At 71.4% G+C, this 22,767-nt stretch carries 18 protein-coding genes and 1 pseudogene; 9 read left to right on the top strand and 10 right to left on the bottom strand.

Translation table 11 applies throughout. The features are described from left to right. Positions 1 to 104: 104 nt before the first annotated feature. Positions 105 to 599, bottom strand: a complete 495-nt coding sequence (locus tag OHA03_RS03470; protein ID WP_267000594.1) for a PaaI family thioesterase — start codon at positions 597 to 599, stop codon at positions 105 to 107. Positions 600 to 693: 94 nt separating this feature from the next. Between OHA03_RS03470 and OHA03_RS03465 the strand changes: the two genes are divergently transcribed. Beyond that, positions 694 to 1,161: a helix-turn-helix domain-containing protein gene (locus OHA03_RS03465; RefSeq protein WP_267000592.1), complete on the top strand. Its 468-nt coding sequence runs from the start codon at positions 694 to 696 to the stop codon at positions 1,159 to 1,161. A 185-nt stretch (positions 1,162 to 1,346) separates the two neighbouring features. Here OHA03_RS03465 and OHA03_RS03460 read toward each other — a convergent pair whose 3' ends face one another. Beyond that, a complete protein-coding gene (locus tag OHA03_RS03460; protein WP_267000590.1) occupies positions 1,347 to 1,736 on the bottom strand; it encodes a VOC family protein in 390 nt (129 codons plus the stop codon). 78 nt (positions 1,737 to 1,814) lie between these two features. On the opposite strand from OHA03_RS03460, the gene OHA03_RS03455 reads away from it, so the two are divergent. Together OHA03_RS03455 and OHA03_RS03450 are read left to right on the top strand one after the other, a co-directional pair. Further along, on the top strand, positions 1,815 to 2,450 hold the full coding sequence (locus tag OHA03_RS03455; RefSeq protein ID WP_267000588.1) for a nucleoside/nucleotide kinase family protein: 636 nt from the start codon (positions 1,815 to 1,817) through the stop codon (positions 2,448 to 2,450). Positions 2,451 to 2,521: 71 nt separating this feature from the next. Next, on the top strand, positions 2,522 to 3,649 hold the full coding sequence (locus OHA03_RS03450; RefSeq protein ID WP_267000586.1) for an aminopeptidase P family protein: 1,128 nt from the start codon (positions 2,522 to 2,524) through the stop codon (positions 3,647 to 3,649). A 1-nt stretch (position 3,650) separates the two neighbouring features. Here OHA03_RS03450 and OHA03_RS03445 read toward each other — a convergent pair. Together OHA03_RS03445 and treZ are read right to left on the bottom strand one after the other, a co-directional pair. Further along, positions 3,651 to 4,662, bottom strand: a pseudogene (locus tag OHA03_RS03445) (aldo/keto reductase). A 90-nt stretch (positions 4,663 to 4,752) separates the two neighbouring features. Then, positions 4,753 to 6,513, bottom strand: a complete 1,761-nt coding sequence (treZ, locus tag OHA03_RS03440) for a malto-oligosyltrehalose trehalohydrolase (protein ID WP_267000584.1) — start codon at positions 6,511 to 6,513, stop codon at positions 4,753 to 4,755. A gap of 157 nt (positions 6,514 to 6,670) precedes the next feature. Between treZ and OHA03_RS03435 the strand changes: the two genes are divergently transcribed. Next, positions 6,671 to 8,041 carry a GH1 family beta-glucosidase gene (locus tag OHA03_RS03435; protein WP_267000582.1) on the top strand — a complete coding sequence of 457 codons (1,371 nt, stop codon included), beginning with the start codon at positions 6,671 to 6,673 and terminating at the stop codon, positions 8,039 to 8,041. Here the strand turns inward: OHA03_RS03435 and OHA03_RS03430 are convergent. Beyond that, positions 8,030 to 9,256: an MFS transporter gene (locus OHA03_RS03430; protein ID WP_267000580.1), complete on the bottom strand. Its 1,227-nt coding sequence runs from the start codon at positions 9,254 to 9,256 to the stop codon at positions 8,030 to 8,032. The two genes, OHA03_RS03435 and OHA03_RS03430, sit on opposite strands and share 12 nt — an antisense overlap. Before the next feature lie 108 nt (positions 9,257 to 9,364). Between OHA03_RS03430 and OHA03_RS03425 the strand changes: the two genes are divergently transcribed. Continuing rightward, a complete protein-coding gene (locus OHA03_RS03425) occupies positions 9,365 to 10,495 on the top strand; it encodes an alpha-L-fucosidase (RefSeq protein ID WP_267000579.1) in 1,131 nt (376 codons plus the stop codon). Here the strand turns inward: OHA03_RS03425 and OHA03_RS03420 are convergent. Beyond that, positions 10,467 to 11,378 carry a GNAT family N-acetyltransferase gene (locus OHA03_RS03420; protein WP_267000578.1) on the bottom strand — a complete coding sequence of 304 codons (912 nt, stop codon included), beginning with the start codon at positions 11,376 to 11,378 and terminating at the stop codon, positions 10,467 to 10,469. The two genes, OHA03_RS03425 and OHA03_RS03420, sit on opposite strands and share 29 nt — an antisense overlap. 178 nt (positions 11,379 to 11,556) lie before the next feature. Beyond that, on the bottom strand, positions 11,557 to 12,516 hold the full coding sequence (locus OHA03_RS03415; protein ID WP_267000576.1) for a GNAT family N-acetyltransferase: 960 nt from the start codon (positions 12,514 to 12,516) through the stop codon (positions 11,557 to 11,559). A gap of 199 nt (positions 12,517 to 12,715) precedes the next feature. On the opposite strand from OHA03_RS03415, the gene OHA03_RS03410 reads away from it, so the two are divergent. Both OHA03_RS03410 and OHA03_RS03405 read left to right on the top strand, forming a co-directional pair. After that, a complete protein-coding gene (locus OHA03_RS03410) occupies positions 12,716 to 13,309 on the top strand; it encodes a DUF1707 and FHA domain-containing protein (RefSeq protein WP_267000574.1) in 594 nt (197 codons plus the stop codon). Positions 13,310 to 13,623: 314 nt separating this feature from the next. Further along, positions 13,624 to 14,637: a cytochrome P450 gene (locus tag OHA03_RS03405; RefSeq protein ID WP_267000572.1), complete on the top strand. Its 1,014-nt coding sequence runs from the start codon at positions 13,624 to 13,626 to the stop codon at positions 14,635 to 14,637. Here OHA03_RS03405 and treY read toward each other — a convergent pair. Together treY and glgX are read right to left on the bottom strand one after the other, a co-directional pair. Continuing rightward, a complete protein-coding gene (gene treY, locus OHA03_RS03400; protein WP_267000570.1) occupies positions 14,597 to 16,996 on the bottom strand; it encodes a malto-oligosyltrehalose synthase in 2,400 nt (799 codons plus the stop codon). The genes OHA03_RS03405 and treY overlap by 41 nt on opposite strands. Before the next feature lie 161 nt (positions 16,997 to 17,157). Continuing rightward, positions 17,158 to 19,341, bottom strand: coding sequence for a glycogen debranching protein GlgX (glgX, locus tag OHA03_RS03395; RefSeq protein ID WP_267000568.1), 2,184 nt, complete (start codon positions 19,339 to 19,341; stop codon positions 17,158 to 17,160). Positions 19,342 to 19,699: 358 nt separating this feature from the next. Between glgX and OHA03_RS03390 the strand changes: the two genes are divergently transcribed. Further along, positions 19,700 to 20,932, top strand: coding sequence for an SAV2148 family HEPN domain-containing protein (locus OHA03_RS03390; protein ID WP_267000566.1), 1,233 nt, complete (start codon positions 19,700 to 19,702; stop codon positions 20,930 to 20,932). Positions 20,933 to 21,013: 81 nt separating this feature from the next. Next, entirely contained in the window at positions 21,014 to 21,742 is a 729-nt protein-coding gene (locus OHA03_RS03385; protein ID WP_267000564.1) for a 3'-5' exonuclease, read from the top strand. Between the two features lie 115 nt (positions 21,743 to 21,857). Here OHA03_RS03385 and OHA03_RS03380 read toward each other — a convergent pair whose 3' ends face one another. After that, positions 21,858 to 22,724, bottom strand: a complete 867-nt coding sequence (locus tag OHA03_RS03380; RefSeq protein ID WP_267000562.1) for a phosphotransferase enzyme family protein — start codon at positions 22,722 to 22,724, stop codon at positions 21,858 to 21,860. Positions 22,725 to 22,767: the final 43 nt, after the last annotated feature.

The following is a 22,767-nucleotide window of genomic DNA, read 5'->3' as shown; positions in this document are numbered from 1 at the left end:
GCGTAGTCGGCCGCCGACTTGCAGGCCCGCCACTTCGCGCGCTGCGTCGCAGTCTTAGCCTCGCCGCGCAGGACTCGGCCAAGGCCTCTGAAGCCCTCAGGGGGTCAGGACGCCGGCAGCGGAAACAGCATGCATGTACTGGTGGCGTGAGCGAGGAGACGGTCCTTCTCGTCGAGGAGTCGGGCTTCGGCGAGGGCGGTGCGGCGGCCGCTGCTGATGACCGTGCCGACGGCCCGGATCCTGCCGGTGTCGACGGTGACGGGGCGCAGGAACTTCACGGTCAGGTCGAGCGAGGTGTACCCCATGCCTTGCGGCAGGGTGGACTGGACTGCGCAGCCGGCGGCCGAGTCCAGCAGTGTGGCGTAGACCCCGCCGTGCACGCTGCCGATGGGGTTGTAGTGCTCCTCGCCCGGGACCAGCGAGAACACCACACGCCCGTGCTCGGCTTCGTCCAGAGTGAAGTCCAGGGTGGCGGCGATCGGAGGGCCGGGCAGCCGTCCGGTGGCGATCTCGCGCACGAACTCCAGACCCGTGGTCTGTCCGACGGCGGCCGCCGAGACCGCCGGATCTTCCCATTCGTATGTACGTGACCGTCCCATGCGGCTGCTCCTCCTCGTCTGGCTTTGTTCGATGAAGCTAGCTCTCGGTGCAGCTGACTGTCAATATCGAAGCCAGGCGGGCTACCATGACGGGATGAAGTGGCTGGAGATGAGCACGGAGAACTGCACGGTCCAGCGCACCCTCGACGTGGTCGGCGAGAAGTGGACGCTGCTGATCCTGCGTGACGCCTTCAACGGAGTGCGCCGCTTCGACGACTTCCGCCGGCATGTGGGGCTCTCGGAGGCGGTCCTGGCCGGCCGGCTCCGCAAGCTGGTCGCGGCCGGGGTCCTGCACACCGTCCCGTATCAGGAGCAGGGCAGCCGGACCCGGCACGAATATCGCCTGACCCGCAAGGGCCGGGACCTGTGGCCCGTTCTCGTGGCGCTCAGGCAGTGGGGCGAGGCCTACGTCGCCGACGCCGAGGGGCCGGTCCTGGACATCCGGCACAGCGATTGCGGCGCCCCGGTGCAGGTCGTGGTCGAGTGCTCCGGTGAGCACGGCGCGCTCACCCCGGCCGAGGTCACGGTCCTGCCCGGACCTGCGGCCAGGCCTCACGACTGAGTACCTGCAAGCGGGCTGATCCCTTCGTGGCGGTCGAAGGCGCCTGCATTCCGAGGGGCCGGTCCTCGCAAGGGCTCGATCCCATGTCGCCGGAGTCCGCGGGCGGCAGCAACACCTCCCGGGGTGGCGGTCGCCCGTCCTTCTGTCGCCGCACCGGCACGAGCGACATCGTCCTCCAGGCCGGCTCACGCGGGCTGCAGCAGGTCCCAGCGGTTGCCGTACAGGTCCTCGAAGACCGCGACCGAGCCGTACGGTTCGTGGCGCGGCTCCTCCAGGAAGCGCACTCCGGCTGCCTGCATCCGCGCATGGTCGGCCGCGAAGTCCTCGGTGTGCAGGAAGAAGCCGACCCGGCCGCCGGTCTGTGTGCCGACGCGGCTTTGCTGGTCGTCGTCCTTCGCGCGGGCCAGCAGCAGCCCCGTCCCCTCCGCCGCGCCGCGCGGCCGGACGACGACCCAGCGGGAGCCGTCCCCGCGGTCGGTGTCCTCCAGGAGCTCGAAGCCGAGGGCGTCCGTGTAGAAGGAGATGGCCTCGTCGTAGTCGCGGACGACCAGGGTGACCAGGGCGATGTGTGACATGGCGGTTCCTCGAGGGTACGTGGGTCAGTTATACGTAACACTACCGAGGGTGCCGCTCGTGCCGGAACAATGCGCCGCATGCAGACGAGTGACGTCGGTGAACTGTCGGCCCGCGCCCGCCGGCTCGCCGTCCCCGGCCGCCGCCGCATCCTCGGCATCGCGGGGCCGCCCGGCGCCGGGAAGTCCACGCTCGCCGAGCGGCTGGTCGGCGGGCTCGGCGGGCTCGCCGTCCTCGTCCCGATGGACGGCTTCCATCTCGCGCAGGCCGAACTGGACCGCCTCGGCCGCGCCGGTCGCAAGGGCGCCCCCGACACCTTCGACGCCGCCGGATACGCCGCCCTGCTCCGACGCCTGCGCACGCCCGGGGATCAGGGGCCCGTCTACGCCCCCGTCTTCGACCGAGCCCTGGAGGAGCCGATCGCCGGGGCCATTCCCGTCCCCCCGGACATCCCGCTCGTCGTCACCGAGGGCAACTACCTCCTCCATGACGACGGGCCGTGGGCGCCGGTGCGCCGGCTGCTCGACGAGGTCTGGTTCCTGGATCTCGACCCGGACGTCAGGGTCCGCCGACTCGTCGACCGCCATGTGCGGTTCGGCAAGCCCCGGCCGTACGCCGAGCGCTGGGTCGCCGAGTCGGACGAGACCAATGCCCGGCTCGTCGACCGTGGCCGGGACCGCGCCGACCTCGTCGTGCGTCTGCGCCCCGCCGTCTGACCCGCACTCGCGCCCGTCCCCGCCGCCGGGCAGGATGCTGTGTGCCGTATCGCTTCGCCAGGAGGTTCCGCATGTCCAGCCCGAACCAGCCCGTGCCGTTCACCGCCGACGACTATCGGGCGAGGATGGCGCGGGCCGCCGAGTCCGCCGCCGAAGCCGGGCTCGCAGGCGTCCTCGTCGCACCGGGCCCGGACCTCGTCCACCTCACCGGCTACCGGCCCGTGAACACCGAACGCCTCACTCTCCTCGTCCTCAGGGCGGGCGAGGACCCGGTGCTCGTCGTCCCCACCCTGGAGGCGCCGGACGCCGAGCGGGCGGTCGGCTCCCCGGCCCTGACCCTGTGCGACTGGACCGACGGCAAGGACCCGTACGCCGTGGCCGCCCCGCTGCTCGACGCGGACGGCCGGTTCGGGATCAGCGACAACGCCTGGGCGATGCATCTGCTCGGGCTGCAGCAGTTCCTCCCCGGCACCTCGTACGTCTCACTCACCGAGGCCCTGCCGATGCTGCGGGCGGTCAAGGACGCGGCCGAGCTGGAACGGCTCGCCGCGGCGGGGGCCGCCGCGGACGCCACGTACGAGGAGATCCTGAAGGTCCGCTTCTCCGGCCGCAAGGAGACCGACGTCGCCGCCGATCTCGCCGCATTGCTCAAGCAGTTCGGACACTCGCAGGTCGACTTCACCGTCGTCGGCTCCGGCCCGAACGGCGCCAACCCGCACCACGAGGCGGGCGACCGCACCATCGAGCGCGGCGACATGGTGGTGCTCGACTTCGGCGGCCTCAAGCACGGCTACGGCTCCGACACCTCCCGCACGGTCCATGTCGGCGAACCCACCGCCGAGGAGCAGCGGGTGCACGACATCGTGCGGGAGGCGCAGGAGGCCGGCTGCCGCGCCGTCCGGCCCGGCATCGCCTGCCAGGAGATCGACCGGGCGGCCCGCGCCGTCATCACCGAGTTCGGTTACGGCGAGCGCTTCATCCACCGCACCGGCCACGGCATCGGCGTAACCACCCATGAACCCCCGTACATGATCGAGGGCGAGGAGCAGCTGCTGGTGCCCGGGATGTGCTTCTCCGTGGAGCCCGGGATCTATCTGCCGGGCCGGTTCGGCGTGCGCATCGAGGACATCGTGACCGTCACCGACGACGGCGGGCGGCGGCTGAACACCACCGCGCGCGAAATGGCAGTCGTCGAGTAGTTCACGAGCCGCCGCGGTTGCTGAGACGCTCCAGGGTCGCGTACGGATACGGCAGCGGGCGCGCGCTCGCCCCGTCGAGCCGCGCCGCCTGCTCTGCCGTCAGTTCCCAGCCCACGGCGCCGAGATTGTCGGTCAGCTGCTCGACCGTACGGGCCCCGATGATCGGGGCGGTGACCCCCGGCCGTCCGAGCAGCCAGCGCAGCGCGACCTGGGCCGGGTGTGCGGCCGGCCTCCTCGGCGACGGCGACGACGGCGTCCACGACGCCCCAGGTCTCCTCGTTGTCCCGGAGCCGCCAGTCGTCGCTCCCGTTCTCCTGCCGGACGGCGGCGCGGGAGCCGGCGGGCGCCTCGGTCATGCCGCGCCGGTACTTGCCGGACAGCCAGCCGCCGTCCAGCGGGGACCACGGGATGATTCCGACGCCCTCCTGGACGCTCAGCGGGGCCAGCTCCCACTCCACCTCGCGGTGCAGCAGGTTGTAGAGCGGCTGGAGGCACACGTACGGCGTCCAGTCGCGCCGGCTCGCGAGGTCCAGGGACTTCTGGAGCTGGGAGGGGGCGAGATTGCTCGCGCCGAGATAGCGGACCTTGCCGGCCTTCACCAGTGTGTCGAGCGTGGCGAGGGTCTCCTCGATCGGCGTCGTCGCGTCCCACAGATGGGTCTGGTACAGGTCGATGTACTCCGTGTTCAGGCGGCGCAGACTTGCCTCGACGGCGGAGAGGATGTGCTTGCGGCTCAGCCCCCCGTCGTTCGCGCCGTCGCCCATCTGACCCCACACCTTGGTCGCGATGACGAGATCGTCGCGGTTGCGGCCCTTCAGCCAGCGGCCGAGCACCTCCTCCGAGCCGCCGCGGTCGTACATGTCCGCGGTGTCGATGAAGGTGCCGCCCGCCTCGGTGAAGGTGTCGAGAACGTGGTGGGCGGCCGCTTCGTCGCCCGCCCTGGTGAACGTCATGGTGCCCAGGCACAGTTCGCTGACCTGGAGTCCGGTCCTGCCGAGAAATCGCTGCTTCATGGCACCGACCGTACGAGGTGGAGCGCACACGAAGGCAAGACGTCTCGACGGCCCACGTGTCTCGTTCCGTGTCCCGTGGTGCGGGCCGCGTCAGTCGTCGGCGAGTACCACGCTCGACTCCGGCGGCAGATGCAGCAGCCCGTCCGCGTCCGGCGCCGCCACCGGTTCCCAGGCCGCCAGCACCCTGCCCATGCCGGTCCGGTTCCGTCCACCGCCGAGCGGGATCGTGGCCGGCTTCTCGTCGAGGTTGACCGCGATCCGCAGGTCGCCCCTGCGGTACGCCAGCCAGCGTCCCTGCTCGTCGTGGGCGGTCTTCACCGCGGCCAGATCCGGATCCGACAGATCGGGCACGGTGCGGCGCAGCGCGATCAGTTCGCGGTACCAGGCGTGGAGGCGGGCATGCGGTTCGCGTTCCGGTTCGGTCCAGTCCAGGCAGGAGCGGTTGCGGGTGGCCGGGTCCTGCGGGTCCGGGATGTCGTCCGCCGCCCAGCCGTGCGCCGCGAACTCCCGCCGCCTGCCGTTGCGTACCGCCTCGGCGAGCGCCGGATCGGTGTGGTCGGTGAAGAACTGCCAGGGTGTGCGGGCACCCCACTCCTCTCCCATGAACAGCATCGGGGTGAACGGGCCGGTCAGTACCAGTGCCGCCGCGCAGGCCAGCAGACCGGGGGAGAGCGTGGCGGAGAGCCGGTCGCCGAGCGCCCGGTTGCCGATCTGGTCATGGGTCTGCGCATAGCCGACGAAGCGGGTGGCCGGGGTGCGGACGGTGTCGACGGGGCGGCCGTGCGTGCGGCCGCGGAAGCCGGAGTACGTGCCGTTGTGGAAGAAGGCGCTGGTCGCGGTCTTGGCGAGGGCGGCCAGCGGGGCGGTGGCGAAGTCGGCGTAGTAGCCCTGGGACTCGCCGGTCAGGGCCGTGTGCAGGGCGTGGTGGAAGTCGTCGTTCCACTGGGCGTGCAGACCGATCCCGCCCTCCGCGCGCGGCGTCGTGGTGCGCGGGTCACAGAGGTCGGACTCGGCGATCAGGGTCAGCGGACGGCTGAGTTCCGCGGCGAGTGCGTCGACCGCCGTGGACAGCTCCTCCAGGAAGGTGAGGGCCCGGGTGTCGGCGAGTGCGTGGACGGCGTCGAGCCGCAGCCCGTCGAGCCGGTAGTCGCGCAGCCAGCCGAGCGCACTGCCGAGCAGATACGCGCGGACCTCGTCCGAGCCGGCGGCGTCGAGGTTGACCGCGGCGCCCCACGGCGTGTGATGGGTCTCGGTGAAGTACGGGCCGAACGCCGGGAGGTAGTTGCCGGACGGGCCCAGGTGGTTGTGGACCACGTCGAGGACCACCGCGAGACCGAGCCCGTGCGCCGTGTCGACAAAGCGCTTCAGTCCCTCCGGGCCGCCGTACGGTTCGTGCACGGCCCACAGCGACACCCCCTCGTACCCCCACCCGTGAGTGCCGGGGAACGGGCAGACGGGCATCAGGGACACATGTGTGATGCCCAGCTCGGCGAGGTGCGGCAGGCGCGCCGCGGCGGCGTCGAAGGTGCCCTCCCCGGTGTACGTACCGATGTGCAGCTCGTACAGGACGGCGCCCGGTAGCCCGCGCCCCGTCCACGCGGCGCGCCAGGGGTACGCCTCCTGGTCGACGACGGCGCTCTCGCCGTCCGGGCCGTCGGGCTGGCGGCGCGAACGCGGGTCGGGCAGCACGGGGCCGTCGTCGAGGACGAAGCCGTACCGGTCGCCGTCCGCGGCCTCCGCATCGGCCGTCCACCAGCCCGTTCGTACTCCGTCACGCGTCATCGGCCGCAGCGCGCCGGCCAGTCGCAGGCCGACCGAGTCCGCCTCAGGTGCCCATACCTCGAACAGCATGCATCGCTCCTCGTCTCGTCGCCTCGGCCCCATGGTCGGCAGAAGTCGCGATCACCGGCCCGCGACACTGGATCGAGCCCATTACTGGCGATTAAGGTCTGGTTCTGATCATTGCCCTGCCAGGTTCTGCTCATACGTACGGCTGCTGGAGGCCGAGATGACTGTGCCGACGTTCCCGCCGGGATTCCTCTGGGGAGCCTCCGCCTCCGCCTTCCAGACCGAAGGAGCGGCCGACGCCGACGGCAAGGGCCCCTCGGGCTGGGACGCCTTCGCCGCCCAGCCGGGACGGATCAAGGACGGCACCGACACCAGCCGCGGCACCGGCTTCCACGAGCGTTACCGCGAGGACGTCGCCCTGCTGGCCGGCCTCGGCGCCGACGCCTTCCGGTTCTCCGTCAGCTGGCCGCGCGTGGTGCCGGGCGGCAGCGGAGCCGTCAACCCGGCAGGGCTCGACTTCTACGACCGGCTCGTCGACGAACTCTGTGCCCACGGCATCACCCCGGCCCCCACCCTCTACCACTGGGACACCCCGCTGCCGCTCGACGAGGCGGGCGGCTGGCTGAACCGGGACACCGCCTACCGCTTCGCCGAGTACGCGGGCATCGTCGCCGAGCGGCTCGCCGACCGCGTACCCATGTGGATCACCATCAACGAACCCGCTGAAGTGACCATGCTCGGCTACGCGTTGGGCGAGCACGCCCCGGGCCGCACGCTCCTCTTCGACGCGCTGCCCGCCGCCCACCACCAGCTCCTCGCCCACGGTCTGGGCGTCCGCGCGCTGCGGGCGGCCGGCGCCACCGAGATCGGCGTCGCCGTCTCGCACACCCCCGTCTGGACCGCGGGGGAGTCGGAGGAGGACCGGTTCGGCGCCGAGCTGTACGACACCCTCACCAACTGGATGTTCGCCGACCCGATCCTCACCGGCCGCTACCCCGACGAGAACTTCGCCGCGCTGATGCCCGGACCGGTCGAGGACGACCTCAGGACCATCTCCACCCCGCTCGACTGGTACGGGGTCAACTACTACAACCCCACCCTCGTCGGCGCCCCCAGGGCGGACGCCCTCGAAACGTTCTCCGGCTTCGGGATGCCCGCCGAACTCCCCTTCGGCATCCGGGAGATCGAGGGATACGAAAAGACCGACTTCGGCTGGCCCGTCGTCCCCGACGGACTGCGCGAAACCCTCGTCCAGCTGCAGGCCCGCTACGGCGACCGGCTCCCTCCCCTGTACATCACCGAGAACGGCTGCGCCGTCGACGAGGCCGTCACCGACACCCGCCGGATCGCCTTCCTCGAAGGCCACCTGGGCGCGCTGCGCACCGCGATCGACGCAGGCGTCGACGTCCGCGGCTACTTCACCTGGTCACTGACCGACAACGTCGAGTGGATCGAGGGCGCCAGCAAGCGCTTCGGCCTCGTCCACATCGACTACGAGACGCTGCGCCGGACCCCCAAGGAGTCGTACGCCTGGTACCGCGACGTCATCCGCAGCCAGAAGGCCGCACGGCCCGCGGAGTCAGCGGACTGACCTGATCCGCCACACCAGCACCCCGCCCACCACCGTCACCACGGTGGACGCCAGGTACAGCCCCGCGTAGCCACCCGCGTACGCCACCATCGGCGCGGCCAGCGCCGGACCGAGCACCTGGGGAGCCGAGTTGGCGACATTGATCACCCCCAGGTCCTTGGCCCGGTCCTCGGCCGCCGGCAGGACCTGGGTGATCAGCGCCTGGTCGACCGCCACATAGATCCCGTAGCCGAGCCCGAGCAGCACCGCCGCGCCCATCGCCGCCGGCCAGGTGTGCCAGAACGTCAGCAGCAGCGAACCCACCGCCATCACCATCGAACAGACGCTGACCATCATCTTCCGCTTGCCCAGCCGGTCCGAGACGATGCCGCCCGCCACCGCCGTCAGCACCACACCGCCGGTGTAGAGCAGCGTCAGATACAGCACACCCATGTCCGGGTCCGGGTAATGCACCGCGTCCTTGAGGAAATACAGCAGATACAGCGTGCCGATCGCATTGCCCAGCTGGACGAGGAACCGGGTCAGCCACGCCCAGCCGAAGTCCGGATGCAGCCGCGGACTCACCCAGAAGTCCTTCAGCCGCACCGCCGGCCCCGGAATCCCGGGCACCGCCGGATCGCGGGTCAGCAGCACGAACGGCACCGCACACAGGACCACCAGACCCGCCAGCATCAGATACCCCGAGGCGATTCCGGTCACCACCACCGACACCAGGAGCACGCCGAGGACCAGTCCCAGTGTCTGCGGTATCCCGATGAACCCGGACACCGCCGCCCGCTGCCGCACCGGCACCTGGTCCGGCACCACCGCGTTCGTGCCCGCCAGCATCGCGTTCAGCCCCAGCTGCGCCAGACACCAGCCGAGGGCCACCCCGACCACGGTGGTCTGCGCCGCCGTGACCACCAGACCGACCGCACCCACCAGCGCCCCGCCCACGATCCACGGGTGACGGCGCCCGAACCTCCCGCCGGTCCGGTCCGACAGCGCACCGGCGACCGGGTTGGCGACCACCGCGACCAACGCCCCGACACCGGTCGCCCAGCCGAGCGACACCTCTTTGCCGGACGTCGTCAGATCGTCGATCTGCTCGGCGAGCAGTACCTGGATCGGGGTGAGGAAAGCCATGTACAGGCCCAGGTTGGCCAGCACCAGACCACTGATCCAGCCGCCGCCGACGCGGGACTGCGGTTCCGTTCGGGTGTCGTCCACGGTCATCGGCCGCTCGCCATCAGCTCGGTCGTGCGCGTAGCCATCACGGTCGGAGGTGCCCCGGAGGTGCCCGGATCTTACGAACGCCCCCCTGAGTGATCAATACTTCGCGCCATGGTTGCTTCGTGGTGGTCCCGGGCCCAGCTGGGGATCTTTGTGCACTGGACACCCGCGTCCGTACCGGGCTGGGCCCCGCCGTACGTTCCCGCGGACCGATTGCCCCTTGCGGGCCGCCGTACGCCGCTCGGCTGGACGTCGTACGCCGAGTGGTACGAGAACGCGCTCCGCTTCCCCGGCAGCCCCGTCTCCGCCCATCACCGGGCGACCTACGGGACCCGCCCGTACACCGCCTTCGGCCAGGACTTCAACGACGCCATGGAGGGCTGGGACCCGGCGGCCTGGGCTCGCAGCTTCCGCGCCGCGGGCGCCCGCTACGCCGTCCTCGTCACCAAGCACCACGACGGCTTCTGTCTCTGGCCGTCCGAGGTCCGCAACCCGCACCGGACCGGCTGGCACACCACTCGCGATGTGGTCGGCGAGTTCGCCGAAGCGGCCCGGGCCGAGGGCCTGCGGTTCGGGGTCTACTACTCCGGCGGACTCGACTGGACCTTCGACGACCGGCCCATCGGCACCGGTGCGGACATGGTCTCTGCCGTGCCGCGCGGCAGCTACCCCGCGTACGCCGCCGCCCAGATGCGCGAACTGATCCGCCGCTACCGGCCCGACATCCTGTGGAACGACATCGCCTGGCCGGGGTCGCGCGCCGATGTGCAGCGGCTCATCGAGTACTACCGCTTCACCGTCCCGAACGGCGTCGTCAACGACCGGCTGTTCCCCCGCGCACCGCTGTGGAGCGCGTTGCGACTGCCCGGCGCCAAGCCCCTGTACAACCGGTGGGAGCGCCGCACGATCGCACAGGGCGAGGGCTTCGTGCCGCGCAAGCCCCCGTACTACGACTTCCGTACACCCGAATTCGCCCGCTACATCGGGCCGGACCCGTACGAGATCACCCGGGGCATCGACCACAGCTTCGGCTACAACCGCAACTCGCCGCCCGACGCCTTCCTCAGCCGCACCGCGCTGACCGCGCTGGTGACCGGGACGGCGGCCGCGGGCGGCAACCTGCTGCTCAATGTGGGGCCGCGCGGCGAGGATGCGACCATCCCCGCCGCGCAGCAGCTCCGCCTCGACTGGCTGGCGGAACTCACCCCGGACCTCACACCAGATGGATGCGTTCCTGTATGAGCCGATGGCCGGCCCGGGCGAACGCGGCCGCCATCGGCGCATTACCCAGGTCGGTGGCGCCCGCGATGAACTCGGCGCCCTCGGCCGCCAGGAAGTGCGTGCACTCGACGAGCAGGTCGTACCCGTAGCCGTGGCCGCGCTGTTCGGGTACGACGCCGATGAAGCCGATGCACGGACCGCCCGGGTTACGGGCCGGCACATGGATGCCGGCCACCTCGCCGTCGGGGGTGTACGCCAGCTGCCACCAGGAGCGCGGCGAGGGGCACCAGTGGAAGAAGTCGAGCTCCTCCTGGGCCGCCTGCTCCAGTCCGCCGGGGCCCTCGATGGCCCGCCGGGCGTGCGCGTCCAGCGTGACGGAGTGGACCCGGCGCAACACATCGAGGATCACTGTGTCGTCCGGCTCCGGGCGGAACGTGAGCCGCCCGGGCCGCTCGGGCAGCCCGCACTCCGGCGTCCACTCGTACCGGTACCGCTCCACCAGCGGCTCCATACCGGCCGCGCGCGCGGCGGCGATCCTCGCCCCGGCGGCGGCCGTGACATCGGGCCGCTCCCGCCAGTCGGCGGGCAGCATCAGCTCGTACTCGGCGTACAGCGCCGCACGGCGCAGCAGTTCGCTGCCCGCCTCGTCCTCGCCGTCGGCGAAGTCGAACCAGTTGAGGAGCACCGGCTCGGTGTCGTCGGGCCCCGACCACCAGGCCGCCCTGGCCACGACGACACCGTCGCGCAGCGCGATCCAGGTCCACTCGGGGCGGTACTCGCCGCCCTCGCCCACCGTGGCATAGCTGTGGCCGAAGGCGGCGCGGCCGACGAGACCGGGGTCCTGCAGGGTGTGGAAAAGATGTGCGTCGCTCTCGGTGAGCGCGCGAACGACCAGATCGGTCATGGAAAAAGTCCTCCGGAAGAAGCGATGCGCTCCCGGTCAGACCGAAACCGAAACCGCCCGGCGAACGGGACGGGAGCGCGGGAATGAAGTGGTACTGGTACGCACTGTTCTCGCCTCCTTCCTCGATCCTCGGGCGGGTGACCAACGTAACCGGCGCCGCGGCGCACGGTCCACCGATTTATGCCGGGTCCCAGATCATGTTGAACGCGCGCTCGAAGTTGACGTACCCCAGGCGCTCGAACGACTTCGCCATCGGCACATTGCCGAGGTCCGTCGCGGCCCGGATCCGCTCCACGCCGTCCTGCGCGGCGAGCACCCGGGTGCCCTCGGCGAGCAGCTCGTCGATATGGCCGCGACCGCGCTGCGCCGGCACCACACCGATGTACGCGATGATCGGGTTGTAGCTGTTGCGAGCCGGGATCACGAACCCGACCGGCTCACCGCCGGGGAGTTCGGCGATCCGCCACCACTCCCGCGGGGTGGTGTACTCCGCGAGCTCCTCGTCGTAGTGCTTCTCCGCCGCCTTGCGCGCGGACAGCCCCGACGCGAGGTCCTCCTGACCGTGTGCGTCGAGGGTGCCCTCCATCACCGGGGTCATCAGCGCGAGCAGATCCTCGCGCCCGGCCACCGGACGGAAGCGCAGCCGGCCGGTGTCGGCCGGGACCGGCGTACCCGCCCGCCACTCCAGGCGCAGCCGCTCGACCAGCATCCGCGCACCGGTGCGCTCCATCACCCGGATCCGGGCCTCGACGATGTCGCGGGCCACCGGGTCCTCGTGCCAGTCCGGCGGTACGAAACGTCCGTACTCCGGCCGCGTGACCCCGGCGGGAACGACGGCCGCCGTCGCCGCCTCCAGCAGCCGCAGACCTGTCTCGGTCCGCTCGGGCTCGGGCAGCGCGTCGTCGACGTCGAAGAAGTCGAGCGCCAGCGGTACGTCTCCGCCCTGGCTCCACCAGCCGGCCCGCGCCACCACCCGGTCGCCGCGCAGCGCCACCCACAGCCACTCCGGGCGGCGGCGCCCTGCGGCGAGGTCGTCGGCCAGTTCGTGGTCGAGGACGTACGACAGGCGGCGGAAGAGCCCGAGTTCGTCGGGCCCGGTGAGCGGACGGACGGTCAGCTCCAGTGGTGCAGGGGTCACCAAGTCTCCACATCTGTTTGAGGCGTGCCGGCCATTCGGCGCTCACGGCACGCGGCGGCAGACAGTACCAACGTTCACCGGACACCGCCCCCGACTTTTTCGGCACGGGCGTTCCACGCAGCCGTTCCGCGCAGGTCAGGCGGGCGGAAAGCAGGCTTCTTCTGGACACTCCGGGGCGGTCGGCCCGACAATCGGTCCTGTGACGTCCTCCTTCGAGTTCCACACGTATCCCGCGCGGGTCTCCGACGCCCAGCGCGACCGTGTTCTCGGTGTGCTCAGAGAAGGCGCGGCCCAGGGCAAGCTGTCCCATGACACGTTCATGCGGCGCATGGAACTGGCCCTGTCCGCCCACCGCTCGGAGGAGCTGGAGGCACTCACCGCCGACCTGCGGACCGAAGGCCGTTGGACACGAGGGCTGTTCCAGGTGGTGGGCGCGGTCTCCGGGTTCCCAGCCCGGGTGCGCAGGGCCTGGCAGGCCGAGCGGCTGCCGAAGCTGCTGCTGCCCGCGCCCACCCCGTACCCCGTGCTCATCGGGCGCGACCCGGCGAACGGACTGCGGCTCACCCACGAGACCGTCTCGCGGATGCACGCCGAACTCACGGTGCAGGGCGGCCGATGGATCCTGCGCGACCTCGGCTCGACCAACGGTACGTGTGTGAACGGGCAGCGGGTGACCGGGGCGGTGTCGGTGCGCGACGGGGACCAGGTGAGCTTCGGCCGGATCACCTTCCGGCTCTCCGCGCCCGTACTCAAGCCGCCCGAGTCCCCGGGGATTCCCGGGCGTCCGGTCTGACGTCGACGGGGCAGCCGCGGATCAGGCCTGTTGGTGGAGGCCGCGTCCGGCGTTGATCGTCTTGGTGATCCCGTTCGACGACCGCCTCGCGGGCCGCACATCGGTACTCCTTCCTCGTTCACGGAGCTGCTGCGGGCGGGCTGGGTGCACCCGGCGAAAGCCGGCTCCCACCATTGCGGATGGGGGCACGGTCGGTAACCGCTCCCGGCCCCTCCTTCACCCGAATGGCCGCACCGCCACTGCAGTGAGTACGCCGCGATGGTCCCCTGAATTCATCCGCGCCGTACCGCGGCGCACCGATCCAGGGGGTACGGATGCCGGCTGATGCCCCCGACGGCATACCCGTGCCCACGCCCGTGCCCGCAGCGGGCCGCGGCCGCCGCGCCGCCCGGCCCGGCACCGGCCCGAGCCTCCTCGCCCCCGGCGCCGCGCACGATCCGTACCGGCTCTACCGCGTGCTGCGCGAGGAGTACCCGCTCAGCTACGACGCACTCCTCGGCGCCTGGCTGCTCAGCCGGCACGCCGATGTGACCACCGCCCTCACCGACCCGCGGTTCACCGGCTTCCCGCACGACGGGGCACCCCGCGGCGGACCCGCGCCGCGCGGGCTCTGCCACGGCAGCATGCTCTGCCAGCCCCGGCCGCAGGACATCGCGAGGGCGGCAGCGACCGCCCCCCGTCACCTCACCGAGCGCGTCGAGCGGACCGCCTACGTCCTCGCCCGCCGCATCGCCGGGCGGCAACAGGCGGACCTCGTCGAGGAGTTCTGCCGCTGGCTACCCGTCGGCGCCGGTGCGTACCCGGACCTGGGCCCGCTTCCCCGCAACGCCGCAACAGCCCCCTGCACCCGGCAGACCGGCCTCCGCGAAACCGCGCTCGCCTCTTTCCTCGCCAATGTGCTGGACGACCCCGACCTCCTGGCCGCCCTGCGGGTCGAACCCGCCCTCACCCACCGTGCCTGGACCGAATCGCTGCGCCGCGACCCTCCCGTGCAGTTCGTGCTGCGCCGCACCGTCGCCGAGGTCCGGGTCAGCGGCGGCACGCTCCCCGCCGGTGCACCCGTCGCCTGTCTGATCGGTGCGGCGGGCCGCGACCCGGAGCGGTACGCCTCACCCGACCTCTTCGACCCCTTCCGCCGTGACCAGGGCACGTCCACGGCCGGACCGGAGTCCTGCCCGGCCGTCCTGCTCGGCCGGCTGGAGGCCGAGCAGGGACTGGGCGCCCTGCTCAACGCCATGCCCCGGCTCCGCTGGGCGGACGGGTTCCGCCCGGCCGGCACCGGCCTGATCACCCGCGGTCCGCGGATCCTTCTCGTCCGGCCCGGCTGAGGAGTGCCACCGGCCGCTCGGCGAACAGTTCGGCCACCGCGACCGCACCCCTGGAGAACTCCCGGCCCGGCGTCAGCAGATCGGTCCACGTGCCGTCGTCCGGCAGCGTCAGCTCCGTCCCGCGCCAGCCGCCCGCCCCGGCCAGCCGCAGCGACAGCCGGGTCACTGCCGTGACCACCTCGCCCGAGCGGCAGAAGGCCAGACAGTGCGCGGCCGCCGGACCCTTCGCGGTCAGCGGGGTGTACGTTCCCGATTCGCCGAAAAGCTCCGGCCGCTCGCGCCGCAGCCGGAGCGCCGCCACCGTGAGCGCGGCCTTCTCACTGACGGGCCCGTCCTCGGGCGGCCGCCGGAACGGTTGCCGGTTGTCCGGGTCGACCAGGGCGGCGTACTCCAGCTCCGTCCCCTGGTACAGGTCCGGCACCCCCGGCATCGTCAGCTGCACCAGCGCCGCGCCGGCGATGTTGGCCCGTGCGAACGGTTCGAGCGCGGCCGCGAACCGCTCCAGCACCGCCCGCGCCGGGCCGGTGCCGGCGGCCGGTCCCGCCGCGACGAAATCCGTCACCGCACGCTCGTACACCGGATCGGGCTCGGTCCAGCTGGTGAAAAGTCCCGCCTCCCGAACCGCCTTGAGCAGTGCGGGTTCGAGCCTGCCCGCTCTTTCCGCGACCGGCAGCCCCGCGCAGCCGAACGCCGTCTGCCAGGCCTGCCAGGCCAGCTGCGGATCGGGTGCGGTCGCCGTCGGCGCCGCCCGCCCGAGCTCCGCCAGCAGCTCCGACCACTGCTCCGGGCACTCCGACAGCACCGCGATGCGGGCCCGCACATCCGCACTGCGCTTGGTGTCATGGGTCGTCAGCGCCGTACCGGTGGCGGGCCAGTCGCGCGCCAGCCGGGCAGAGAACGCATGGAACTCCTCCGGGGCCACCGCCGGGGACCCGGGATCACCGCCCACCTCGGTCGCCGAGATCAGTGGCGCGTACCGGTAGAACGCCGTGTCCTCGACCGACTTGGCCCGCAGCGCGGACGCGGTCTGCGCGAACCGCGCGCAGAACGCCGCCCGGTCCGGCCCGTCACCGAGCCGCCCGAGCGCCAGATCCCGCACCACATCGACGGCCGTCGCCTCCTGCGGCACGGAGAACACCGCTCTGGCCTCCCGTACGGCCGTGTCCGGCAGCGTCGCCTCCGCCGCCGCCGTGCAGGGCCCGCCGGCGGTGACGTACGGACGGTAGACCGGAACCCGGACGAGCAGTTCGCGCACGGCGGTGTGCAGCGCCCAGGGGGCGTGGTCGCGCAGCGCGGGGTCCTCGGCGCAGATGCGTACGGCGAGCCTGGTCAGGTGTTCGGTCTCGGCGGCCAGCTCATGCGTCACCACTCGGTACGCGGCCCGGCGGACCGTCGCCGCCCAGTAGCCGCCGCGGTCCCCGGCCGGACTCGCGAACTCCCGGTACCTGCCGGCCAGCTCGGCGGCGCCCACCGGATCGATGAACAGCCCGTCGACCCGGTGCAGGGAGTCGTACCCGGTCGTCCCGGCGACGGCCCAGCCCGCCGGCAGCGGCTCGGCGCCGGTGAGGATCTTCTCCACGACCGTCCACCGGCCACCGGTCGCCTCGCCGAGCCGCTCCAGATAGGCGGCGGGATCGGCGAGTCCGTCCGGATGGTCGACGCGCAGCCCGTCGACCACACCGTCCCGGACCAGTTCGAGGATCTTGTCATGGGTGGCGGCGAAGACCTCGGGGTCCTCGACCCGCACCCCGATGAGGTCGGAGATGGTGAAGAACCGCCGGTAGTTCAGCTCGGTACGGGCCAGCCGCCACCAGCCGAGCCGGTAGTGCTGCGCATCCAGCAGCTTCGTCAGCGGCATACCGGCGGTGCCGGCCCGGAGCGGGAACTCCTGCTCGCCGTAGTGCAGCACCTCCCCGTCGACCCGGAACCGGTCCCTCTCGTCGTTGATCCGGCCGCCGAGCACCGGCAGCAGCACCTTGCCGCCGCCCGCCGCCCAGTCGATGTCGAACCAGCGGGCGTAGGGGGACCCGGGGCCCTCGCGCAGGACCTCCCACAGCGCGCGGTTGTGCCGGGGAGCAGCGGCCATATGGTTCGGCACGATGTCCAGCACCAGCCCGAGCCCGTGCTCCCGCGCCGTGCGAGCCAGCTGCCGCAGCCCCTCCTCACCGCCGAGCTCGGCCCGGACACGGCTGTGGTCGACGACGTCATAGCCGTGTGTGGAGCCGGGCACGGCTTCGAGAACCGGGGACAGATGCAGATGGGAGACGCCGAGCGCGGCGAGATACGGCACCGCGTGCCCGGCGGCCGAGAACGGGAAGTCGGGCTGGAGCTGAAGCCGGTACGTGGCGGTAGGCGTCATACGAACGTACGTACCCAGCCTGACGCCGACTGTGACACCGCACCCGCCCCATCCATCCGGATGAGCGGTCATCACGGAGCGGCCCGGGTGCCCCCGTCACCGCTCTCTCATCCCCCCAGGGGCTCTCGTTCGGATCATGCCGCATCGGAAGGAGAAAGGCCCTAAGCCGGACGCTGCAGCACCGCCATGCTCCGCCCCACCAACGTCACCCGCTCGCCCGCCGCCACCTTCGGCCCCGCCCCCGGCCGTACCCCGTCCGGGCTGGCCGTGTCGACCACGATCGACCACTGCCGCCCATGGTTCACCGGAACGGCGAACTCCAGCGTGTCGGCGCTCGCGTTGAACATCAGCAGGAACGAGTCGTCGGAGATCCGCTCACCGCGCGGCCCCGGCTCCGAGATCGCGTGCCCGTTCAGAAAGACCGTCAGCGCCTTGGCGTGCGCCGCCTGCCAGTCCCGCTGTTTCATCTCACTGCCTTCGGGCGTGAACCAGGCGATGTCGGAGAGTTCGTCGTGCGTGCCCTCCACCGGCCGCCCGTGGAAGAACCGGCGACGCCGGAAGACCGGGTGGTCGCGACGGAGCCAGACCATCGCCCGGGTGAACTCCAGCAGGGTGCTGGCGGAGACGGAGCCCGCCCCGCCGTCGTCCTCGGCCCCGTCCCCGGTCCCGTCCCCGTCCTGGGCGCCGGCCTTGCGCGGCTCCGGCCAGTGCACCCACGACAGCTCGTTGTCCTGGCAGTACGCGTTGTTGTTGCCGCGCTGCGTGCGTGCGAACTCGTCGCCGTGACTCAGCATCGGCACCCCCTGCGACACCATCAGCGTGGCGATGAAGTTCCGCATCTGCCGCTCGCGCAGCCCCAGCACCTCCGGCTGGTCAGTCTCGCCCTCCACGCCGCAGTTCCACGACCGGTTGTGGCTCTCGCCGTCCCGGTTGGCCTCACCGTTGGCGTCGTTGTGCTTGTCGTTGTACGAGACCAGGTCGTGCAGGGTGAACCCGTCGTGGCAGGTGGTGAAGTTGATCGAGGCGAGCGGCCGTCGGCCGTCGTCCTGGTAGAGGTCCGAGGAGCCGGTCAGCCGCCCCGCGAACTCGGCGAGGGTCCGCGGCTCGCCGCGCCACAGGTCGCGCACGGTGTCCCGGTACTTGCCGTTCCACTCGGTCCACAGCGGCGGGAAGTTCCCCACCTGGTAGCCGCCCTCACCCACGTCCCACGGCTCGGCGATCAGCTTCACCTGGCTGACCACCGGGTCCTGCTGCACCAGGTCGAAGAACGACGACAGCCGGTCCACCTCGTGGAACTGCCGGGCCAGCGTGGCCGCCAGATCGAAGCGGAAGCCGTCCACATGCATCTCGGTCACCCAGTACCGCAGCGAGTCCATGATCAGCTGGAGCACGTGCGGCGACCGCATCAGCAGCGAGTTGCCGGTGCCTGTGGTGTCCATGTAGTACCGCTGGTCGTCCGCCAGCCGGTAGTACGAGGCGTTGTCCAGTCCCCGGAACGACAGCGTCGGCCCCAGATGGTTGCCCTCCGCGGTGTGGTTGTAGACGACGTCGAGGATGACCTCGATACCCGCCTGGTGCAGCGCCCGTACCGCCTGCTTGAACTCGCTCACCTGTTCACCGCGGTCGCCGCGGGAGGCGTACGCGTTGTGCGGGGCGAAGAAGCCGATGGTGTTGTAGCCCCAGTAATTGGCGAGCCCCGCGTCCGCCAGCCGGTGGTCCTGGACGAACTGGTGCACCGGCATCAGCTCGATCGCCGTGACACCGAGCTCCGTCAGATGTGCGATGACCTCCGGGTGGGCCAGCGCCGCGTAGGTGCCGCGCAGCTCCTTCGGCAGTCCCGGATGGAGCATGGTCAGGCCCTTCACATGGGCCTCGTAGATCACCGTGCGGTGGTAGTCCGTACGGGGCCGTCGGTCGTCGCCCCAGTCGAAGTACGGGTTGACCACCACCGACGTCATGGTGTGCGGCGCGGAGTCGAGGTCGTTGCGTGCGTCGGGGCGGCCGAACGGATAGCCGTACACCGCCTCGCCCCACCGGATCTGTCCGGAGACCGCCCGCGCGTACGGATCGAGCAGCAGCTTCGCCGAGTTGCAGCGGGTCCCGTGCTGAGGCTCGTACGGTCCGTGCACCCGGAACCCGTACCGCTGCCCGGGCATCACCCCGGGCAGATAGGCATGGCGGACGAAGGCATCGGTCTCTCTCAGCTCCACCGCCGTCTCGGAACCGTCGTCGTGCAGCAGGCACAACTCGATTCTGTCGGCGGCCTCCGAGAAGACCGCGAAGTTGGTGCCGACGCCGTCGTACGTGGCACCGAGGGGATACGCCTGTCCCGGCCAGACCTGCATAGATATGACTCTTCCACTTCTGATCCGGGTGCTGGGGGCACTTGGGACCGACCCGGCCAGATCTTCCCCGAAAGAGTGCCCCGCACCTAGGACGTCGCCCGGTCCTGTCAACATCGGTCCTCTCGGTGTCGCCCGGAACCGGAATCCGAGAACCTGACCGGGGCACACGTCCGGTATGCGGCACCTGACGGGGTGCCCAATCACCGTGAATCCGCTCACTCCGGCAGATCTTGCCATCGGGAACAGGCTTTAGTCATGGGGGAGTTGGGAAAGGAGCCTGTGCATCCGGCTGCACCGGCTCCCGCTCCCGGAGTACCCTTCCTTGATCATTGGTGGGGGAGCGGAAGGCGGTGCGCGGGTGAGCTCGGGAGGGTTCGAGCTGCCCCCAGGTGACGCAGGTCACGAGGGGGAATCCGTCGACGCCCCGCCCGGGGCGGTATCGCTTGCGCAGCCCATGGAGATCGGCGCCGAACTGGACTGGGGCGCGGATGCCTGGAGCGAGGTCCGGACCCGGGCCCAGCGCGCCGGGCGGGCCTACATCTGGCTGAATCTCGTGGAACAGCGGCTGCGCGCCGTTGTCGCCGCGGTGCTGCGGCCCATCTACGAACCGGTGCACGGCGACGACTGGGTGGTCGCTGCCGCGGGGCCCGCCGGGCAGGAATGGGTGCAGCGCGCCGTCGCCGTGCGCGAGGTCTCCCGCCGCAAGGGATATCTTCTCGACCCGGCCGACGACAATGTGCTCAGCTTCCTCACGCTCCCGCAGCTGCGGGAGCTGATGATCCAGCACTGGCCGTGCTTCGAGCCGTACTTCGACGACCGGCGCGATGTCGAGCTGGCGCTCGACGAACTGGAGGTCGCCCGCAATGTGGTCTCCCGCAACCGCGCACTGAACGAGGCAGTTCTCGCCCAGGCCGAGCGCGCCTCGGCGCGGCTCCTGGAGATCCTCGGCAGCGGCGCGGCGGTGCCGTCCGCCGACCGGCTGCCGGTCGACGCCGTCGAGGAACTGGTCGGCGACCGCTACGCGGATGTGGTCTCCATCCACCCCGACCGGGTCCGGCTGCAGCGCCAGCTCCCCGCCGAGGACCTCTTCGGCGGCTCGCGCCGCCTCGACGCGATCGGCATAGGCCTCAATCTGCTGGTGCAGAACTTCTCCGGCCGCAGGCTCGTCCGGCTGGCCGAATCGGGCTGCCGGATCCGGCTGCTCTTCATCAACCCTGCGAGCAGTGCGGTCAAGCGCCGCGAGCGCGAACTGGGCCTCAAGAAGGGCGAGCTGAGCCGGTCCGTGGAGATGAACATCCTCCATATGCGCCGGGTCCGTTCCAAGCTCCGTGACCCGGGCGCCTTCGAGATCCATGTCTTCGACGAGACGCCGCGCTTCACGGCCTATCTGGTGGACGGTGACGGGGCGGACGCGGTGGGCGTCGTCCAGCCGTATCTGCGGCGCGCACGCGGCATGGAGGCGCCGGTGCTGGTGCTGCGGGGCGGAGGCCGGGCGGTGGTCCGCGCGGGGCAGGACAACGAGCACGGGCTGTTCGAGACCTACCGCGAGGAGTTCGAGTCCGTGTGGACGGACTCCCGCCCCGTCTCCTGAGCCAACCGCCTGAGACCGTTGTCAGTGGTGCATGGCAGGGTGGTCATCACCTGGGGGAGAGCACCACGAAGGAGGTACGGGATGAGCTGGCACCGGGAGGCGCTGGTCGGCTTCGACCTGGAGACGACGGGTACGGAGCCGCTGGAGGCCCGGATCGTGACGGCTGCGGTCGTCGGCGTCGACGGCAGGGACGGGAAGCCGGTGCGGCAGCGCACCTGGCTGGCGGATCCGGGGATCCGCATCCCCGCACAGGCCTCGGCGATCCACGGCATCAGCAGCGAGCGGGCGGCGGCGGAGGGGCGGCCGGCGCGCGAGGTGGCGGACGAGATCGCCGAGACGCTCGCGGGCTACTGGCGCCAGGGGGTGCCGGTCGTCGCGTACAACGCGGCCTTCGATCTGACGCTGCTGACGGCGGAGTTGCGCCGGCACGGACTGCCGTCGCTGAGCGACCGGCTCGACGGCGGCGGGATCGGTCCGGTCGTCGACCCGTACACGATCGATCGGGCGGTCGACCGCTACCGCAAGGGCAAGCGGACGCTGGAGGCGGTCTGCGTCGAGTACGGGGTGGTGCACGGCGGAGCCCATGACGCGGGCGCGGACGCGCTGGCCGCGGTGCGCGTGGCGTACGCGATAGCCGAACGGCACGGCTCGGTGGCCGCGCTGACGGCGGCCGAACTGCACGAGCGTCAGATCACCTGGTACGCGGACTGGGCGTCCGGCTTCCAGTCCTTCCTGCGCCGCAAGGGCACCCCGGACGCAGTGATCGACCCCCACTGGCCCGTACGGGAACCGGCGCAGATCACCACCTGAACCCCACCCGCAAACCCGAGCCCGCCCGCAGACCCGAGTCCGTGGTCCTCCATGCTCTGGAGGCCATAGGGGAGATTGAGGACAAAGCGGCCGCCGGGCGACCCCGGCACAACCGTTAGAACGGATACCACCGCACCTCGGGGTCACCGTCACGCAAGGACGCAACCCTGCGCCGGAACTCCGCGAGCGCCTTCGGGTTGCCCGGCGCATGCTGCGAGACCCACGCACAGCTGGCCGTCTCCCGGGCCCCGCGCAGTACCGCGCAGCCGTCCCACTCCCGGACGTCCCAGCCGTACGCTGCGGTGAACGCGTCGTACGCCTCCGCCGCCAGCCCGTACCGGTCGCGGGACAGCGCAAGAACCACCAGATCGTGCTCCCGCAGATCCGCGGAGAACGTCTCGAGGTCCACCAGCACCGGCCCGTCCGGACCGACATGCACGTTGCGCGGCAGTGCGTCACCGTGGATCGGCCCCGGCGGCAGATGCGGCACCAATGCGGCCGCGGCCGCGGCGAACCCGTCCCGCCGCTCCCGCAGATATGCGGCGTCGGCCGGATCGATCGCGTCGCCCGCGATCCGCAGCCACCGCTCCACCCCACCCAGCAGCTCCCGCCGCGGCAGCGCCAGTCCGTCCGGGGCGGGCAGCGCGTGGACCAGGGTGAGCAGCGGCGCCAGATCCCGCGGCTCGGCGGGGCGCACCGCGTCGGGGAGCCGGTGCCAGACCGTCACCGGGTGTCCTTCGACAAGCCGCGCCTCCGGCTCCGCCGCCCGCACGGCGGGGATGCCCGAAGCGGCGAGCCACTGCGCGACGGCCACCTCGCGCTCGGCCCGGCTGCGCAGTTCCGGGTTCTGTACGGCGTCCCGGCCGACCTTGACCACCAGGTCGCCGACGGCGAACACCGCGTTCTCGCCCAGCGCGATCAGCTCGGTGTCGCCGGAGAGTCCGGCAGCGGTCAGCACCTCGCGCGCACGCATCTCGTTCATGGTCCGATTTTCGCATCCGTGCACGCCACCTTGACGAACCGAC

It is taken from the genome of Streptomyces sp. NBC_00154 (genome assembly GCF_026342835.1).
Lineage (GTDB): Bacteria > Actinomycetota > Actinomycetes > Streptomycetales > Streptomycetaceae > Streptomyces.
This window is presented reverse-complemented; position numbering and strand designations above follow the sequence as displayed.

Coding starts and splice junctions, on each gene's coding strand:
- OHA03_RS03470 (WP_267000594.1), bottom strand. CDS start 599: ATGGGACGGTCACGTACATACGAATGGGAAGATCCGGCGGTCTCGGCG.
- OHA03_RS03465 (WP_267000592.1), top strand. CDS start 694: ATGAAGTGGCTGGAGATGAGCACGGAGAACTGCACGGTCCAGCGCACC.
- OHA03_RS03460 (WP_267000590.1), bottom strand. CDS start 1,736: ATGTCACACATCGCCCTGGTCACCCTGGTCGTCCGCGACTACGACGAG.
- OHA03_RS03455 (WP_267000588.1), top strand. CDS start 1,815: ATGCAGACGAGTGACGTCGGTGAACTGTCGGCCCGCGCCCGCCGGCTC.
- OHA03_RS03450 (WP_267000586.1), top strand. CDS start 2,522: ATGTCCAGCCCGAACCAGCCCGTGCCGTTCACCGCCGACGACTATCGG.
- treZ (WP_267000584.1), bottom strand. CDS start 6,513: ATGCTGTTCGAGGTATGGGCACCTGAGGCGGACTCGGTCGGCCTGCGA.
- OHA03_RS03435 (WP_267000582.1), top strand. CDS start 6,671: ATGACTGTGCCGACGTTCCCGCCGGGATTCCTCTGGGGAGCCTCCGCC.
- OHA03_RS03430 (WP_267000580.1), bottom strand. CDS start 9,256: ATGACCGTGGACGACACCCGAACGGAACCGCAGTCCCGCGTCGGCGGC.
- OHA03_RS03425 (WP_267000579.1), top strand. CDS start 9,365: ATGGTTGCTTCGTGGTGGTCCCGGGCCCAGCTGGGGATCTTTGTGCAC.
- OHA03_RS03420 (WP_267000578.1), bottom strand. CDS start 11,378: ATGACCGATCTGGTCGTTCGCGCGCTCACCGAGAGCGACGCACATCTT.
- OHA03_RS03405 (WP_267000572.1), top strand. CDS start 13,624: ATGCCGGCTGATGCCCCCGACGGCATACCCGTGCCCACGCCCGTGCCC.
- treY (WP_267000570.1), bottom strand. CDS start 16,996: ATGACGCCTACCGCCACGTACCGGCTTCAGCTCCAGCCCGACTTCCCG.
- glgX (WP_267000568.1), bottom strand. CDS start 19,341: ATGCAGGTCTGGCCGGGACAGGCGTATCCCCTCGGTGCCACGTACGAC.
- OHA03_RS03385 (WP_267000564.1), top strand. CDS start 21,014: ATGAGCTGGCACCGGGAGGCGCTGGTCGGCTTCGACCTGGAGACGACG.
- OHA03_RS03380 (WP_267000562.1), bottom strand. CDS start 22,724: ATGAACGAGATGCGTGCGCGCGAGGTGCTGACCGCTGCCGGACTCTCC.